This window comes from Ruegeria sp. K11 (genome assembly GCF_056531905.1).
Genome location: NZ_JBQFMP010000012.1, coordinates 25,825 through 41,782 on the forward strand (window position 1 = coordinate 25,825; position 15,958 = coordinate 41,782).

A 15,958-nucleotide genomic window follows, 5' to 3' on the forward strand; every position below is an offset into this window, starting at 1 on the left:
CGATCTTCGCGTCATTGGCACCGACACTCTCACGCAAATTGATGTATCTGAGCAAAAGCGCGGCTCAAAGATCAAGCTAGACGATGGGGTGTCAGGCCGAGCAAGACAACAGAACGGTTCGGGATACATGAAGGCACTGTAAGAAACTGCCGTGACATCCCGGACACCAAAATTAACGACATTTTGCCATCACTCATTGCTAACATCAGGGCACACGTGAACCCATTCAAGTGATGCTGAAATCAGCACCAGCTCCACTGATAGTGCCTATGTTTCTATGGGAAATTCGGTCTCGGACAATACCGCGCAGGGTCCATAATCATCGACACGTAAATGTCGTGCCGAGGCCGAGTCAAACTCTCTGCCACCGAGGCAATTCGTCTTTTCATCACAAAAAACCAGCCCCGAGTTGCAAGATGCAACTCGAGGCTGGTCGGTTGGTAAACCTGATCAATCGCCGTCGGCGACACCCTCGGCACGAGCCCGGGCGCGGCGCTGGCGGTAGCTCGGAAGAACCACCAGAACGACCGCGAGGATCAGCAAACCCAGGGTCATGGGGCGCTGCCAGATGAAGCTCATGCCATCGTAAAGCTGCATCGCACGTGAGAAGTTGTTTTCCAGCAATGGGCCCAGGATGAACCCGATCAGCAATGGTGCAAGCGGATAATCCGCAAACCGCAAGATCGTGGCGCAGACCCCGAACCCGACCAGAATAAGAAGCTCTGTCGAATTGTTCTGCCCGATATAGGCCCCCATCAGAGTGAAGAACAAAATGAACGGGATCAGGAAGTTGCGCGGAACGGCCAGAATTTTGGCGATGTAGGGAATGAGCGGCAGGTTCAGGATCAGCAGAACCAGATTGCCCAGATACATCGAGATGATCACGGCCCAGAAAATCTGCGGCTCGTCCACCATCAGACGCGGCCCGGGCGATACATTCAGCGCGATCAATGCACCCAGCAGGATCGCGGTTGTTCCCGAGCCCGGAATGCCGAGCGTCAGCAGCGGTACAAAAGAACCCGTGCAGGCCGCGTTATTGGCGCTCTCCGGTGCCGCGATCCCTTTGACCGAGCCTTTTCCGAACTGCTCTTGTTCTTCTTTTGAGGCGATGTTGCGCTCAACCGCGTAGCCTAGGAATGAGGCAATGGTCGCCCCTGCCCCGGGCAAAACGCCGATAAAGAACCCTTGGATGGACTGGCGACCGATCACCGGCGTGATTTTGCGAGCTTCTTCGCGCGTGATCCGCAGATCCTTGATCTCGCCTGCATTCTCGCCGTCACCGGTTTTGGAACGGTTGGGGTCCAGCACCAGATAGATCGCCTCGGGCAGCGCGAACATCGCCATCGCCAGAGTGATGAAACCAAACCCGGATTGCAGGTCCATGATCCCCATCGTGAAACGCGGCGCGTTGAACAGGACACCTTCACCGACGGTCGCCATGATCAGGCCCAGAAAGGTCATCAAAAGCGCCTTGCTGACCTGCCCGGTTCCTGCAAAGGCGGCAATCGCGGAAAGACCCACTACCATAAGCGCAAAATACTCGGACGAGTGGAACAGAAGGGCCACCGACGCCAGCGCCGGGGCGAAAATCATCAACAGGACAGCGCCGATACTGCCACCCGCAAAGCTGGAAATCGCGGCAACCGTTAGTGCTTTGCCGGCCTTGCCTTGTCGGGTCAAGGGATAGCCGTCAAAGCTCGTTGCCACGGTTGAGGCCACCCCGGGCGCGTTGATCAGGATCGATGAGGTCGAGCCCCCGAAGACCGCGCCATAATACACCCCCGCCAACAGGATCAGGGCGGCAGAGGGATCACCGATGGTGATGGCGACGGGGATCATGATGGCGATGATCGACATCGGGCCAAGACCCGGCAGCATGCCGATAAAAGTCCCGATCAGACAGCCGCCGATCACCATCAGGATATTCGTGAATGTAAAAGCCGTAGACAGGCCTGTCATAAGTCCTTCAAGCATCTCAACCTCCGTTCAGAAATGAAGGCAAAGGGCTCAGGAAGATGCCCAGCACGGCATCAACCAGATACCAGATGCTACCTGCAGCGATTGCCGCGACCACAGCCATCAGCACATAGCGGCGTTCCCCCAAAAGGAAGCTGCCACAGGTCAGGAACAAGAATGTTGCCGCCAGAAAACCCAGTGGTCTGAGCAACAGAGCATAGGCCACCATCAGACCCAACAGAGACAGGGCTTGCCCGACATTGTACTCTCCCAACCGGGACAGGTTGATGTCTGCAGCGTCTTCTTTTTTCTCGGTCTTTTCCACACCCAGCAAAATGGCCAGAGACAACAGAATTCCGCCCGCTGCGAGGACCTTAGGGAACGTAGACGGCCAAATCGGCCGCTGCTTCATGATTGGCGGCAAAAGCCCGTCCATTGTGAAATAGGCCGCATAGCCGTACGCAAGACACAGCAGCAGGATGACAAGCGCAATCCAGCGATCTATCGCCATCGTCCCCTCCCTCGTTTATCGTTGCTGCGTCCGGGCAAACCCGGACGCATGAGTGGTTTTTTGGAGCTTTCAGAGCGGGCTTACAGGAAGCCCAGCTGGCGCATCAAATCACCGATGACCTGTTCCTGGTTTTCGAGGAAGGTCTGGAAATCAGCGCCGGGGTTGTGGATGTTCACCCAACCGTTACGCGAACGAACCTCTTCCCACTCGGGGGTGTCGTACATCTTGGCAATTGCGTCCTGATAGGCCGCAAGCTGATCGGCCGGCAAATCCGGTGCCGCAAAGAACCCACGCCAGTTGACAAAAGTTGTGTCATTGCCCTGTTCGACCATGGTCGGCGCGTCCGGATATGCCTCGACACGATCCGAGGCTGTCACGCCGATGACGCGAACCTCACCCGCCTTGGCCAGTTCGACCGCTTCCGAGAACCCGGTCGACACGGCCTGAACCTCGCCGGACAGCAGACCAGCCATGGTTGCGCCGCCACCATCGTAGGGGACGTATTTCATCGCAACCGGATCAGCTCCCGCGGCCTGGAACACCATTGCCGCGACCAGATGGTCCATACCACCCGGCACCGAGCCTCCACCGACGGCAACACCGGACGGATCTGCGTTAAAGGCCTCGATCAGGCCATTCACATCCTGAATGTCGCTGTCCGCAGCCACAACCAGAGCCGCGTAATCGCCGATTGTCCCGGCCACCAGTGTCAGATCGCGGAAGCTTTGTGGAAACACCCCGGTCAGCGAGCGGATCACGATGGGGGTCGAGTTTACCATCAGCGTGCCGTGATTGCTGGCCGAGTTCTCGATCAGGTACCCGATGGCCTTGCCACCGCCACCACCAGACATATTCTCGTAGCTGGCCGTGCCCACGAGGCCGGACTTGGTCAGCGCCTCGCCGGTTCCGCGTGCAGTGCCGTCCCAACCACCACCGGCACCGCCGGGGATCAGAAAGTGGATACTGTCAACGACTTGCTTGTCATCCGCAAAAACCGGGCCCGCGAGACCCAGTGATGCAACGGCAGCAATTACGGCGCGACGGCCGAACTTGAATTTCATTACGATTTCCTCCCATTTGACAACGGCCGTTCTTGCCGCTCATGTTTTGGGACTTTGACAATCTAATCTGACACGGACCTGACACAGGCCCAGAGAGCCGAATCCGACGATGCGATACCTGCTGATCGAAGACAATGAAACGCTGGCCCGCGCCGTCGTGGACCGCCTGAGCCTGGACGGTCACGTCGTGGACCACGCTGCAGATCTGGCAACGGCACATGACTTCACGGCCACAACCGATTACGATTTGATTTTGTTGGATATTATGCTTCCAGACGGGGACGGGCGCACCTTTTTGGCAGGCCGCCGCGAAGCCAAATCCCGCACGCCGGTTATCGTGTTGACCGCGCGATCCGAGGTCTCGGACCGGGTCGGGTTGCTGGATCTTGGTGCCGACGATTACATGGTGAAACCGATCGACTTTTCCGAGCTGGAAGCCCGCTGTCGCGCCGTGTTAAGACGTCGGGGAGGTGAAGCCCGGAACGTGATTTCCTTTGGTGATCTGGAATATGATTCTCTGGCCGGAGCACTGAAGATCGGTGGTTCCGAGGTGCGCCTGCGCACCCGAGAGCTTCGCCTGTTCGAAGTTTTCATCAACGCGCCCAACCAGCTGTTTTCCAAATCCAAGCTGGTTGACCGGTTGTTTTCCTATGACGAGGAAGCCTCGGAAAATGCAATTGAGGTCTATGTCGGGCGTCTGCGCCGGTGTCTTGAGGGTTCAAACGTGGCCATCACGACTGTGCGCGGACTGGGCTATAAACTGGAACAGAGATGACGGCCCCGAAGACCAAAGGATCCATTCGTCGGCGCTTGTTGATCCTGCTGTTGTTCAGCGCAGCGGTGCTGGGGGTTCTTTTATATGTCGTGGTTCAATCGGTTGCCCGGCAGATCGCGCAGGAAAGTCAGGACAATATTCTGGCAGCATCAGCGATTTCGATACTCGATAGTGCACGCGTGACAGATGGCGAGGTCTCGATCGATCTTCCCTATTCGGCACTGTCGATGCTGGACAGCGTGACGGACGAAAAAGCCTTTTATGCCATGCGGCTAGACGATGAGTTTCTGTCCGGATATGAAAACCTTCCGAAATCCGGAGACTACGCAAGGGGCGATACGGCCTTTCGCTCGGCTTCATATCTGGGTGAGGACATCCGCATCGCATCCACCCGGCGTAGTTTCTCCACCGATGAAGGTCAGGCCTTTCTGGAAATATCCGTGGCTCAGACGCTGACCGGGCTGAACCGCACGTTGGCCCGAATTTCGCGTATTTCACTCGGCGTTGGTCTCAGCTTTTTTGCGCTGTCGACCGTGCTGGCGGTGTTGATTGCACGCAGCACCATTGACCCGTTGCACCGGTTGACGGCTTCGGTTTCGCGCCGGGGGCCAAGCGATCTGCGCCCGGTCGCGGCCCCAGTGCCCAGCGAAATGGCCCCGCTGGTATCATCGCTGAATACCCTGATGGGCCGTCTGCAACATTCCCTTTCCCGATCCGAGGATTTCATCGCCGAGGCCGCTCATCGTGTGCGCACGCCGCTTGCCATCGTGCGCACTCAGGCCGAAATCACACTGCGGCGGGTCGAGAAACCGGAAAACAAACAAGCGGTCCGCGAGATGATCCGGGCCATTGACGAAAGTTCCCGGACGGCGGGCCAATTGCTCGATCACGCAATGGTAACGTTCCGCACCGATGACCTGTCCAAAGAGACCATCCGCCTCGATACGCTGGCGCAGGAAACGGTCGCGCGTCTGCAACCGCTGTCCGAGATGAAAGAGGTTGAAGTCAGAACCGTCCGCCTTGATCCGGTCGTCATTCGTGGCGACGCCATCCTTTTGCAGAATGCAATGCACAATCTTCTGGACAATGCGCTGAAATACTCGGCCCGGGACAGCCTAGTCGAAGTTTCGGTTGAGAAGGGTCCATCGGACATTACCATTCAGGTATCCGACACTGGATTGGGCTTTCCCGATCTGGAAGTGGACAAACTATTGGACCGGTTTGCACGGGGTAAGAACGCGCAGGGCGTGGTCGGATCCGGGCTGGGTCTGACCATCGTTGACGAAGTGGTCCGCGCGCATGGCGGCACGATGAAGCTGACAAACAAAGCAGGAGGTGGCGCATGCGTGGTCTTATCATTTCCCTTGGAATGATCGTCTTGGCGTCGGCGTCCAGCGCCTTTGAAGTCGAGGATCACGCGACTTTCGGCAAAGAGGACGCCGACCAGGTTTTGCGGATCATTTCCACCGCCGATATCAACTTTTTCGAACCCATGATCCGGTCTTATCTGGCAGACCACCCCGATGTCGCCGTCGACTACACAGTGGCAAGTTCAACCGAGTTGATGCACGCCCTTTACGAGGAAGGTTTATCGTTCGATCTGGCCATATCCAGCGCCATGGATCTGCAGACGAAGCTCGCAAATGACGGGCTGGCACAACGCCACAGCTCGAACGAAACCGAGGATTTACCCGATTGGGCCGTCTGGAACGAAATGGTATTTGCATTCACACAGGAACCTGCGGGGATCGTCGTTTCAAACAGGTTCTTTGCAGATATGGACATCCCGCTGCCCGAAAACAGGCAGGAGCTGATCAATATCTTGCGCCAAAACCCCACGGCTTTCGAGAAACAGGTAGGCACCTATGACATTCGCGAATCCGGGGCCGGGTATCTGTTCGCAACACAGGATGCGCGGGCCTCGGACACCTATTGGCGCCTGACGGAAGTCATGGGAACGCTGGACCCCAAGCTTTATTGCTGCACGTCTGACATGATCGACGACGTCATCAACGGTGAGTTGGCAATCGCATATAACGTCCTCGCGAGTTACGCCGAGAAAACCGAGCAGTCAGATACCTTTACCATCGTTTTGCCGTCCGATTTTGCGCTTGTAATGCTGCGAACCGTTCTGATCCCCTCTACGTCAGAAAACCCCAGACTGGCAGCCGGATTTCTGGACTTCGTTCTGGCGCAAACCTTTCCACGAGGCACTTCACCGTTGTTGCAATCCACCATGTTGGAGGATGCGAACGAAAATGCGTTGCGGCGCATCAGGCTTGGACCGGGTCTTTTGGTGTATCTTGACCAATTCAAGAACCGAAATTTCATCGCGGAATGGGAACGTGCAATTCTACAGGACTGAGTAAGCGGGATCACCGCACACTCACCTCGGCGAACACGTTTTGGCCCGGGAATGCAAATTCGACACGAGCTTCCGTAAAAACTCGTTTGATTTCAAACGCAAGGTCGTTACGCGCGCGCAACTCAGCCTCCCACTCGTTCGCGCCCACGAAGCAATCCACAAGCAGCGTAATCCAGCAGTCTTCAACTGAGAAAACCGTCACGAAATTCTGCGTATCTGCATCTTTCTGGAATTGCGGGTTTGACTCGATAAAGCCAGAGATCCGGGTACACACCTCGCGGATGCGCTCTGGCTCTGTGTCAAATGGCACGCCGATCTTCCATTGCAGCCGGCGCGCTGTACGGGACGAGAAGTTTATCAGCGGGGCATTTGCCAGCTCTGCATTCGGGACATGAATGACCGAGCGGTCGAATTTCCGGATCACCGTCGATCTGAGCTGAAGTTTCTCGACAATTCCGTCCGTGCCCGCCCCGAAATTAACCCAATCACCCTCGGAAAATCTCTGTTCTCCGGCGATATTCACTCCGGCAATCAGATTACGGATCAGATCTTGTGCGGCCAAAGCCACAGCAGCCCCGGCAATGCCGAGACCGGTCAGGGCCGGTCCCAGATCAATGCCCCAGTTTTTCAGAAGGACAACGAGCATGAGAATGGCAAGCAGCAGTCGGATGAATTGCGGCAGCCAGGTTTTGCGGATGACTTGGGTTCCCGTTCCCAGATCGGAAACCTGCGCCAATGCACATTGGAGAAACGCATCAATCAGCCAAAAGACCGAGAACACCAAAAGGAGGCGCACAATGGTCTCCACCCAGCCCGCTAGCAGGCCCGGCAGCGTGAGTACCTGGAACGAAAGAAAAGCTGCTAGACAGACGCATAAGGCAGATGCCGCGGGCTTTGCGCCTTCCTGCACGTCGCGCGTTATGGAAATTTGCAGTTTCGAAGCTGCAAGCGCAACCAGACCGGTTGTTATGTTCGCAAAAACGCCGCGCATCAGCCAGACAGCCACCGGGAAAAGCAAAGCGGCAACTACAACACGCGGATCAGCAGAATCCCACCAATGTGCGAGAAGACCGATCTGATTTTGTATCGCTGCAACTTCCATCTGCCCCCGCACTTGATGACTGGATCTGGGATGCGCTAACGTTCAAGGAGACGGCGTCCGGCTAGTCGCCTGCGAATTGGATGGTGATTTTCTGGTTCAACGGCAATGAGATCGAGGCGCCTTCTGCTTTGTACGTCGCCACGATTGAAACGCATTCGGAATTCACAAGCTGAATATCCCCTTTGGCAAGTCCCGGAATAAACGCACCAGCACCGCCTTTGTAATGACCAATGAAGCTGTCCAGCGAGGTCATTCCATAGACTGTGCCTTCAATTTCCCCACTGCGTAATCCCCCTTCGCCCACCTTCAGACCGCGCGCGGTGAACGGAAACTCCTGCCCATTCTCTAGTTTCAGAATGCCTTCTCCCCATCTATACCCAGCGATGAAAGCCACCGTGTTTCCCGAGAATGTGAGCGTCGCAGATTTTTCCGGATTGGCAGGGCACTCACTTTGCGCCTGAACACCCCCGGGCGATATTGAAATCATGAAAGCTATCGCTGCGGCACACCATTGGGATCGCAAAATGCCGGACATGTATTTCTCCTTTTCCTTATTCCTTTTGTTTCAGCTTGACTTTGATCCCCGGTCACTGAGAACCCGGTGTCAAAACGTCCAGTGTCCCTTCGACCGTTACGGCAATCGTCTGACCCAGCCCCAGTTTCGGACCGTCGTTGAAGCTGGCCCCGGATTTGATGGACTCTCCTATCAATTGGACCACTTGCGGTGAATTCTTGAACTTGGAATGCGACAGGGAATCCGCGTCTTCCACATCGCTGAGGTCGATAGCTATGACCCCAAGTTCGGACAACTCGCTGACATCGCTCTGCCCCAGCCTCGAGACTCCTCCAGCCACACGTCGACTTGCACGCAGGGCTTTGTCGTCATTGGACACAAGTACAATTATGTTGCGCTGATTTTCCGGGATCAGCTTGATCTGCTCCTTGAACAGATCAATGTCGATGTCGGGCGCGGCCAGAATGACATTGTTCACCTTGCCGGTTGGATTCAGCCCGGTAGTCATGACGATTTGGCGCGAAGCTTCCATGACAAGAAAGGTTCCCATGGAATGTGCGACAACATCGTAACCCTGCACGGCGGGTATATCCATTGTCTGAAACATACTTACAAGGTCATCACGAGCGACCAGCGCACTATTCAGGTCGTAGACATACTTGAGCGTGTTTGCGCTTGACGCCCAGGTAAACAGCACCGGCACCCCGTCATAGCCGGTATCTTCGACGAACTGGGTAATCTGCAGGATCGCTTCGGTAGTATTGGTGTTGTAGCCGTGCACATACAGCAAGATCTCTCTCTGATCGGCGGGCCGCGCCCTCAGATAGGCTGCCAAATCCCCGCGAAATGCGTCACGTTCTTGGAACCGAACCGGGTCATCGATCACGAAATGCCTGGTCGGATCAGCAGGTGGTCGCGACGGCGTCTTGACCGACCCTGTCTTTCTGTTCTTTGGGACGGACACTTCGACCGCAGCAAACTGTAGTCCGCTGCCGCGCTGCCCGGAAAACAACTCATTTGGATCAGAAGACGCCGCTCGCGACGTTGCGATGAAAATGCGGTGTTTGTTGAGGTCAGGGGTGGTTTCGACCGGAACAGTCGTCTCAATCCCAACCAGATTTGGCGCCTTGCCGCACCCTGCAAGCAGAGCACAGGTCAAAAAAACAGTGACAGATTTTTCACACGGCCTGAGGAGCCCGCATCTCCAATTCCGCAGCGCCCCGGTCAGGTTTCTTGAAATGTCACGCAATGCGGTCCAGCTTTTCGATATCGAACGCATTGATACCCTCAGAAACTGTAGCCAAGTCCGATGAACGGTCCGTGCTGTTGGACATCATAGCCAAACAGCCCATCGGACCGGTTGGTCTCAAAATCCATGCTGTAATAGCGATAGCCTAACCGTATCGATGTCCGGTCGCTGATTTTCCCGCTGAATGCCCAACTGGCGCTGAAGGCCAGATCGTTGTCTTCGACACCAAACCCGCTGGCATCCAGAATGACTGCGGTCGTCCAGTCATCCGTCAGCGTCATGGCCGCACGCGCGCCTATCACCGGCTCGAACCAGGTCTCGGTTCCGCCCAGATCGATGGAATTTGACATCGGACCCGTGATCGATACTTCCTGGCGCAGGTAGTTGTACCTGACACCGGCCGAGACATCGAAGATATAGGACTGACCCGCCGCTGTAACGCCGCGCCCGAAACGGTAGGCACCCATCAGGCTCAGCCAATTCTGTTCGGTTTCGACATCCACATCCAGACCAGCGCCGACAGGTCCGGGCAACGTGACCGCCGCGTCATCCGAGATACTGAGGTGATTTCCTTCAACAATCAGGCCCCAGCTTTCGCTCCACCTTTCGTACCGCCCCGAAATCGTGAAATCGAGCACATCGAGGGCGTCTGAAAGGTTCAGGTCGATATCCGCACTCTGGCCTGCGACGGTCGACGTTCCAGTGGTCGATACAGGCGCAAAGAGATAAAGAGTCAATTCCGATGAAACCGTTCCGCTGTCGGAAAACACCGCCGTTTCTGCGATGGCCGTCGCGGGAGTCCACAGAACAATCGCTAAGCCCAAAAGGTAAGTACGCATCTTCTCTGCACCTTATCCATTTCGTTTCGTTGTTCTTCTGAACGGAATCTACTGCTGGACCGCAGCGCGCTTTACGTTGAACTGCTGGACTGCGGCTTGCGTTTCTGGTCGCAGATTCTCGATTCCCTCATATGGTACGTCTTTTGCGTTTTCTTCGTCCGGGAACTTCTGCTTCCGCGCCATGTGCCGCCCGAGGATGCGCACAAACTCCTGACCACCCCACGCGCCAACTTCTGTCGAAACGGGGTATTTCTCGTGCGTATCCCGGAAGATATCAAAGAAATCCGCGCCAATCGGATTCTCGCCCGGACCCGGCAAATTCAGTTTGAGCTTGTCTTTCACGATGGCCTTCGGAACGTTACCCGAGTAAACGATGACGCTGTCCCGGCGGGCCTTTTGTTCATCATTGAACAAAATCGTAGCCGACTGATCGACTCCATCGACAAGTCGGTCACGCGGGATGTAGTCCGTCGCGCCTGCCAGCCGCGCAAACGTGGTATAGAGATCCGAGACATGGATGATGCTGTTAAGGTTCGCGTCAGGCGCAATCATACCGGGCCAGCGAATAAAAGCATCCACACGAATTCCACCTTCGGTGGTGTCGCCCTTTCCCCCGCGATAGATCATCGGTGTGAACCCGGACTGGGGTGAGTATTTTGTAAAATGCCCATTGTCGCCCATGACAACAACAACCGTGTTGGATTCGAGGCCCAGCGTCTCAAGCTCGGCGAAAATCTCACCAAAATAGCTGTCGAGCAGTTGCATCTTGTCGACATAAAGCCCGCCATTTGCACTTTGCGGCCCGGTTCGACCGGCGCGGGTGTTGTCCAGCGGGATCATCGGCCAATATTGCAGGAAAAACGGCGCGTCCTCGGCGGCTAGACGGCGAAGTTCTTCAACGGTCTTGTCCTGAAACGCCTGGTTCATTTCATCGTATTTTTCCGCATTCCAGCGTTCGCCGGGCGTCATGCGGATTTCGTTTATGGGACCGCCCGCCTCGCCTTCAATGACCGTTGCCATGGCCGAGGCATCGGGGCGAAAAAAATCGTCAATCGTGTATTCGGGTGTGAAATCTCCGATGCCGACAGACACCTGTTCGCGAATGGCGTCATCGTTGAAAATGGTCAGCTGCCCTTGCTGGTGCACAGCGTGTTGAGCATAATCAAACCCCTGGTTCATCGCCCAGCTTTCGCGAATGTCGCCCATGTGCCATTTCCCGACATGGCTGGTGTTGTACCCGGCCTCTTTTAGGACCTCAGCCAGCGTGACTTCTTTGCCCGGAAGTCCGAAACCGGCAATATCAACGGCCGTGTCACCCATATTCATACGCACCGGCAACCGGCCTGTGGTGAACGCAACACGTGTCGGGGTGCATGAGGGCTCTGTATACATGCGCACCATCCGCATGGCCTCATCCGAGAAGGCATTGATGTTTGGTGTTTCATATCCCCTGACGGCGTTCAACTCGGGGATGCCCATATCTCCGAAACCAAGGTCATCGATCAGAAGATAAAGGATGTTTGGCGGCCTGCCGTCATTTCGCGACCGAAACTCTTCAAGGGCCGCATCGACAGCCGCATTGTCCGCAGCCCATTGATCTTGGTGCTGCGCTGCCAGGATATAGTACTCGGCATCATGTGAAATTGGATTTTCCTGAGCCGAAACAAACGCCGGTATAACCGCAGCGACAACTGCGGCAACGGTAAAACGATATACTTTTTTCAAATCGGAACCCCTCTCATTTCAGATGGCCGAATGGCCTTGGTCATGCTGAAACCGCACATCCGAAGCCTCGTTTGCCAGCACAGTTTCCCCGTACAGAAAGACCCGCAGATCGCTCTGGCAGTCGCGTGCCATGGTTCCGTTGCCGTTCTGCGGCATCGGATAACACTTGATTGATCTTGGCTGCCCCAGTTAACCTGCGAATTACCAAAGAAAATTGCCTCTAAGGGCAGCAGATCAGATTCAGATGGACGGAAGCATCAAAAATTCGCCAACTGAAGACTTCGCGCCGAATTTGTCGCGGCGTATGCTGTTGCGCCCGGAGCATCCCAACATGCTTGACAGGTTCACGCCATGGGATCTGGATTTCAGACAATTGGGACCGGGTGATCTGCGATCAAAGGTCGTTCTGCACGGCGTGGCCGACTGCATGGTCAGCAAAATCCAGATGAACTGCGCTGTCCATCAGACCGGCGCTCCTCCGCAAGGGTATCTGACCTTCGGAATTCCCGACACAGATGGCCTCGACAACTGGCAGGCACAGGAGATATCCGGCGATCCCTTGCTGACTTTTGGTTCTGTCACCGGGTTTGAGAGTAGCAGCAACGAACGCCACAAAGGCTTGAACCTGGTTTTTTCTGAAGCCATGTTCATCGACTTTGCCTATGCGATCGGACTGGACGTTCCGGAGCGTGTCATGTCCACAACTGCATTTGACCCGGACGAACAAACCAATCGGTTACGTTTTCTGAAACAACGGATCGAAAACCTACTGTCATCAGAAACCGTACTCTGGACGAAACCACTGATGGAAAGCCTGGCCCTTGACGTTTTGTCCATTTTATACGGTGGCGCAGCCGAGTATGACGACCGCCCGGTGCACAACCGCCGCTATGTCCTTGGCAAAGCAGTCGAACTGATGGCCCTTTCCGAGGAAGACATAATCCCGATTTCAGAATTGTGTCGCAAAGTCGGCGCATCGTGGCGCACCATCAACCGCGCGTTTCTAGAGGAATTCGGGGTTGGCCCAAAGGCGTATTTCAATCGTCTGCGGCTCAACCGGGTGCGATTTGAATTGGTCCGCACCAAGGGGGAGATATCTGTCGCTGAGGCCGCCAACCGATTTGATTTTTGGCACATGGGGCAATTTGCAAAAGATTATTCTGCTCTGTTTGGCGAGTTACCATCACAGACCTTGCGCCGCCTGAAATCGCAACCCGACCCGGGCTGGCGCTAAAGACATCCGTCTTTTGCAGCCTCATTAAGGCGCGCGTTAAGTGGATTTGTTCATACTACAAGCTACACGCATAGATATTGCAACAAAAACAACGCGGACCACGATACGCCAGATCACTCAAACCGCCTCGCTCAAATACGATTGCATTGCTGCACGGCTCCCTTCGTCCCAAATCTGACGCAGCCAACGGGTAAAAGCAGCCTTAAATTGCGCGTCGTTCGCCAGGTTGCCATAAAATTGCTCGGCTTCAATCCAAATACGAGGGTTATGACGTGCGGCCGTCGCCCTGCCGTGAAGAACATTCCAAAGCGGATCATTGGCGACAATCGCCGACCCATCTTCACGCGTTCCCGCACACATCCGGCACCAGAATGCCTCTGCCAGAGCGAGACCCCGAATTGATGCCTTGGCAGCCAGCGCTTCGCGCAAAGTGGGCAATAAGAAACCGGGATGCCGGGATGATCCGTCGAAAGCCACGCGTCGTGTTGTGTCTCGAATAGAGCGGTTCGCGAAACGTACGCCAACCAGTTTCAGATATTCCGAAGGAGTCATTCCCGGCACCGAGTCCACATGCCCTAGAATATCCTCGGTCTGAACTTTTTCGAAAAAAGAAGCAATCTGCGGATCATCCATACAATCGGAAATCGTTGGCATGTTGAGGATTTCCCCTACATTGGCCAGCAATTGATGACCCCCATTCAAAATCCGCAACTTCATTTTTTCATAGCTGTGTACGTTCTTTGTGATCGTTACCCCAACGTTTTCCAAAGGCGGCCGACCCGCGCAGAAATTGTCTTCAATGACCCACTGACGAAAGTTTTCATGTGTGACCGGTGCAAGATCATCAATCCCCAACGCGTGGCATTGATCCAAGACCTCATTGGTGGTCGCGGGAACGATACAATCGACCATTGAATTGGGGAATGCACCGTGCTGCTCGATCCAATCGGCAAGATCGGGATTGGACAGGCGCGCCAGCCTGACCACGCAATTTCGCAAAATCGTTCCATTGCCCTGTAGATTGTCGCAGCTTAACGCCGTGAACGGCGCCAACCCCGCCAACTTACGCCGGTTCAGCGCCGCGACCAAAGCGCCAAACACCGTACGGGGCTGATCGGGGTTTCGCGCGTCATACTGGATATCAACATGGGTCTCATCGAATACACCGGTGTTGGCATCCAAATAATAGCCCCCCTCTGTCACCGTGAGAGACACAATCCTTATAGCAGGTTCAGCCATCTGTTGGATTAGCGGTCCATTATCGGCCTGAATTGGCAGATAATCTATCATCGGCCCGATAATTTCGGCCGAGACACCGGATGGGTCAAGCTCGATCAGCGTGGTCAAATAGTCTTGCGCACGCAGATTTTCCCGCATCTGCACGTCATAATCCCGAACCCCCGCGCCGATCAGCGCCCAATCCCGCGCCTGACCGAGTTGCATCAATTCGTGGATGTACCACGCCTGGTGCGCGCGATGGAAATTGCCTACACCAATATGAACGATACCCGGAGACAGATCCTCAAATCTATAAAGCGGTGTCCTTATGTCTGAAGGCACCTCCTCTAACCGGTCGCGGCGCAACCTGGCCGTTATGTGTCTTTGCGGCACGGGTTTCATCATTCGAGCCGTAAGCCTTCCGCATCAAAACGGTGGATTACGTCCGCACGTGGCGTCAGGTGGATGCGGTCGCCATGACGGAACCCGACCTCGCCATCGGCGCGTACAGTGATCGTTTCAGCCAGCCCGGTTTCATGTACGTGAAAGAACGTGTCAGAGCCGAGGTGTTCCGATACACTGACTACGCCCGACCATGTGCCGTCGCTGTCTGATACAGCGATATGTTCCGGACGGATGCCGATGGTGTGGGCGTTGTGTTTGACGGCTTCATCTCCCTGAATGAAGTTCATTTTTGGCGAGCCGATGAACCCGGCAACGAACAGGTTGCGCGGTGTTCTATAAAGCTCTAGCGGAGTGCCCACCTGTTCAATCACACCGGCCTGAAGGACGACGATCTTGTCGGCCATTGTCATGGCTTCAACCTGATCATGCGTGACATAGATCATCGTGGTTTCAAGCCGTTCATGCAGCTCGCTGATCTCAAGTCGCATACCGACGCGCAGAGCGGCGTCAAGGTTCGAGAGCGGCTCGTCGAACAGAAAGGCCGCTGGTTCGCGGACAATGGCTCGTCCGATGGCCACCCTTTGGCGCTGGCCGCCGGACAGTTGGCCCGGACGGCGATCAAGGTAATCGGCAAGGTTCAGAACACTTGCCGCGCTTTCGACACGCCGATCGATCTCGGCCTGTTCCAGTTTTGCCATGCGCAGTGGAAACGCGATATTCTTGCGCACCGACATATGCGGATAAAGCGCGTAGGACTGAAACACCATCGCCAATCCGCGTTTGGCAGGCGGTACATCGGTGGCATCCGCCCCGTCGATCTCAATATGGCCACTGGTGATGTCCTCTAACCCGGCGATCAGGCGCAGCAGGGTGGATTTACCGCAACCCGAGGGGCCGACAAAGACGGTGAACTCGCCATCTTCAATGGTCAGGTCCAGCGGTGGAATGACCTGCACGTCGCCGAAGCTTTTGGTCACGGACTTGAGTTGGATGCGTCCCATGTG

Annotated in this window: 15 protein-coding genes; 4 read left to right on the forward strand and 11 right to left on the reverse strand. The window is 55.6% G+C overall.

Annotated features, from left to right (window positions below; all coding sequences use genetic code 11):
* Positions 1-450: 450 nt before the first annotated feature.
* From ACR0K4_RS17860 to ACR0K4_RS17870, 3 genes are all read right to left on the reverse strand, one after another.
* Positions 451-1,974 carry a tripartite tricarboxylate transporter permease gene (locus ACR0K4_RS17860; RefSeq protein WP_480521806.1) on the reverse strand — a complete coding sequence of 508 codons (1,524 nt, stop codon included), beginning with the start codon at positions 1,972-1,974 and terminating at the stop codon, positions 451-453.
* A gap of 1 nt (position 1,975) precedes the next feature.
* Entirely contained in the window at positions 1,976-2,467 is a 492-nt protein-coding gene (locus tag ACR0K4_RS17865; protein ID WP_480855059.1) for a tripartite tricarboxylate transporter TctB family protein, read from the reverse strand.
* Positions 2,468-2,547: 80 nt separating this feature from the next.
* Positions 2,548-3,528 (reverse strand): Bug family tripartite tricarboxylate transporter substrate binding protein, encoded by a 981-nt coding sequence (locus tag ACR0K4_RS17870; RefSeq protein ID WP_480855060.1) that lies wholly within the window; start codon positions 3,526-3,528, stop codon positions 2,548-2,550.
* A 109-nt stretch (positions 3,529-3,637) separates the two neighbouring features.
* On the opposite strand from ACR0K4_RS17870, the gene ACR0K4_RS17875 reads away from it, so the two are divergent.
* Genes ACR0K4_RS17875 through ACR0K4_RS17885 form a run of 3 tightly spaced genes read left to right on the forward strand, consistent with a single transcriptional unit; the run spans position 3,638 to position 6,668 of the window.
* Positions 3,638-4,303, forward strand: coding sequence for a response regulator transcription factor (locus ACR0K4_RS17875; RefSeq protein WP_480521809.1), 666 nt, complete (start codon positions 3,638-3,640; stop codon positions 4,301-4,303).
* Entirely contained in the window at positions 4,300-5,676 is a 1,377-nt protein-coding gene (locus ACR0K4_RS17880) for a sensor histidine kinase (protein WP_480521810.1), read from the forward strand. The genes ACR0K4_RS17875 and ACR0K4_RS17880 overlap by 4 nt, the downstream gene beginning before the upstream one ends.
* Entirely contained in the window at positions 5,646-6,668 is a 1,023-nt protein-coding gene (locus ACR0K4_RS17885; protein WP_480521811.1) for an ABC transporter substrate-binding protein, read from the forward strand. Before ACR0K4_RS17880 ends, ACR0K4_RS17885 begins: the two co-directional genes overlap by 31 nt.
* 10 nt (positions 6,669-6,678) lie before the next feature.
* On the opposite strand, the gene ACR0K4_RS17890 is transcribed toward ACR0K4_RS17885, so the two are convergent.
* The 6 genes from ACR0K4_RS17890 to ACR0K4_RS17915 all read right to left on the reverse strand — a co-directional run bounded on the left by ACR0K4_RS17890 (position 6,679) and on the right by ACR0K4_RS17915 (position 12,253).
* A complete protein-coding gene (locus ACR0K4_RS17890; RefSeq protein ID WP_480855061.1) occupies positions 6,679-7,464 on the reverse strand; it encodes a mechanosensitive ion channel family protein in 786 nt (261 codons plus the stop codon).
* A 367-nt stretch (positions 7,465-7,831) separates the two neighbouring features.
* On the reverse strand, positions 7,832-8,305 hold the full coding sequence (locus ACR0K4_RS17895) for a hypothetical protein (RefSeq protein WP_480521813.1): 474 nt from the start codon (positions 8,303-8,305) through the stop codon (positions 7,832-7,834).
* A gap of 52 nt (positions 8,306-8,357) precedes the next feature.
* Positions 8,358-9,170: an alpha/beta hydrolase gene (locus tag ACR0K4_RS17900; protein ID WP_480855063.1), complete on the reverse strand. Its 813-nt coding sequence runs from the start codon at positions 9,168-9,170 to the stop codon at positions 8,358-8,360.
* Positions 9,171-9,571: 401 nt separating this feature from the next.
* Entirely contained in the window at positions 9,572-10,372 is an 801-nt protein-coding gene (locus tag ACR0K4_RS17905; protein ID WP_480521815.1) for an outer membrane protein, read from the reverse strand.
* Between the two features lie 48 nt (positions 10,373-10,420).
* Positions 10,421-12,097 carry a sulfatase-like hydrolase/transferase gene (locus tag ACR0K4_RS17910; RefSeq protein ID WP_480855064.1) on the reverse strand — a complete coding sequence of 559 codons (1,677 nt, stop codon included), beginning with the start codon at positions 12,095-12,097 and terminating at the stop codon, positions 10,421-10,423.
* Between the two features lie 18 nt (positions 12,098-12,115).
* Entirely contained in the window at positions 12,116-12,253 is a 138-nt protein-coding gene (locus ACR0K4_RS17915) for a hypothetical protein (RefSeq protein ID WP_480855066.1), read from the reverse strand.
* Positions 12,254-12,428: 175 nt separating this feature from the next.
* Here ACR0K4_RS17915 and ACR0K4_RS17920 point away from each other — a divergent pair, with 175 nt between their 5' ends.
* The gene (locus ACR0K4_RS17920) at positions 12,429-13,331 is read left to right on the forward strand and encodes a helix-turn-helix domain-containing protein (protein WP_480855067.1); all 903 of its coding nucleotides are present in this window, start codon (positions 12,429-12,431) and stop codon (positions 13,329-13,331) included.
* A gap of 117 nt (positions 13,332-13,448) precedes the next feature.
* Here ACR0K4_RS17920 and ACR0K4_RS17925 read toward each other — a convergent pair whose 3' ends face one another.
* Entirely contained in the window at positions 13,449-14,951 is a 1,503-nt protein-coding gene (locus tag ACR0K4_RS17925; RefSeq protein ID WP_480855126.1) for a mannitol dehydrogenase family protein, read from the reverse strand.
* Positions 14,951-15,955 (reverse strand): ABC transporter ATP-binding protein, encoded by a 1,005-nt coding sequence (locus ACR0K4_RS17930; RefSeq protein ID WP_480855068.1) that lies wholly within the window; start codon positions 15,953-15,955, stop codon positions 14,951-14,953. The genes ACR0K4_RS17925 and ACR0K4_RS17930 overlap by 1 nt, the downstream gene beginning before the upstream one ends.
* Positions 15,956-15,958 lie beyond the last annotated feature (3 nt).

Bases quoted from the DNA above. Each gene is read 5' to 3' on its own strand.
- ACR0K4_RS17860 (WP_480521806.1), bottom strand. From the start codon at position 1,974: ATGCTTGAAGGACTTATGACAGGCCTGTCTACGGCTTTTACATTCACG.
- ACR0K4_RS17865 (WP_480855059.1), bottom strand. From the start codon at position 2,467: ATGGCGATAGATCGCTGGATTGCGCTTGTCATCCTGCTGCTGTGTCTT.
- ACR0K4_RS17870 (WP_480855060.1), bottom strand. From the start codon at position 3,528: ATGAAATTCAAGTTCGGCCGTCGCGCCGTAATTGCTGCCGTTGCATCA.
- ACR0K4_RS17875 (WP_480521809.1), top strand. From the start codon at position 3,638: ATGCGATACCTGCTGATCGAAGACAATGAAACGCTGGCCCGCGCCGTC.
- ACR0K4_RS17880 (WP_480521810.1), top strand. From the start codon at position 4,300: ATGACGGCCCCGAAGACCAAAGGATCCATTCGTCGGCGCTTGTTGATC.
- ACR0K4_RS17885 (WP_480521811.1), top strand. From the start codon at position 5,646: ATGCGTGGTCTTATCATTTCCCTTGGAATGATCGTCTTGGCGTCGGCG.
- ACR0K4_RS17895 (WP_480521813.1), bottom strand. From the start codon at position 8,305: ATGTCCGGCATTTTGCGATCCCAATGGTGTGCCGCAGCGATAGCTTTC.
- ACR0K4_RS17905 (WP_480521815.1), bottom strand. From the start codon at position 10,372: ATGCGTACTTACCTTTTGGGCTTAGCGATTGTTCTGTGGACTCCCGCG.
- ACR0K4_RS17915 (WP_480855066.1), bottom strand. From the start codon at position 12,253: ATGCCGCAGAACGGCAACGGAACCATGGCACGCGACTGCCAGAGCGAT.
- ACR0K4_RS17920 (WP_480855067.1), top strand. From the start codon at position 12,429: ATGCTTGACAGGTTCACGCCATGGGATCTGGATTTCAGACAATTGGGA.
- ACR0K4_RS17925 (WP_480855126.1), bottom strand. From the start codon at position 14,951: ATGAAACCCGTGCCGCAAAGACACATAACGGCCAGGTTGCGCCGCGAC.
- ACR0K4_RS17930 (WP_480855068.1), bottom strand. From the start codon at position 15,955: ATGGGACGCATCCAACTCAAGTCCGTGACCAAAAGCTTCGGCGACGTG.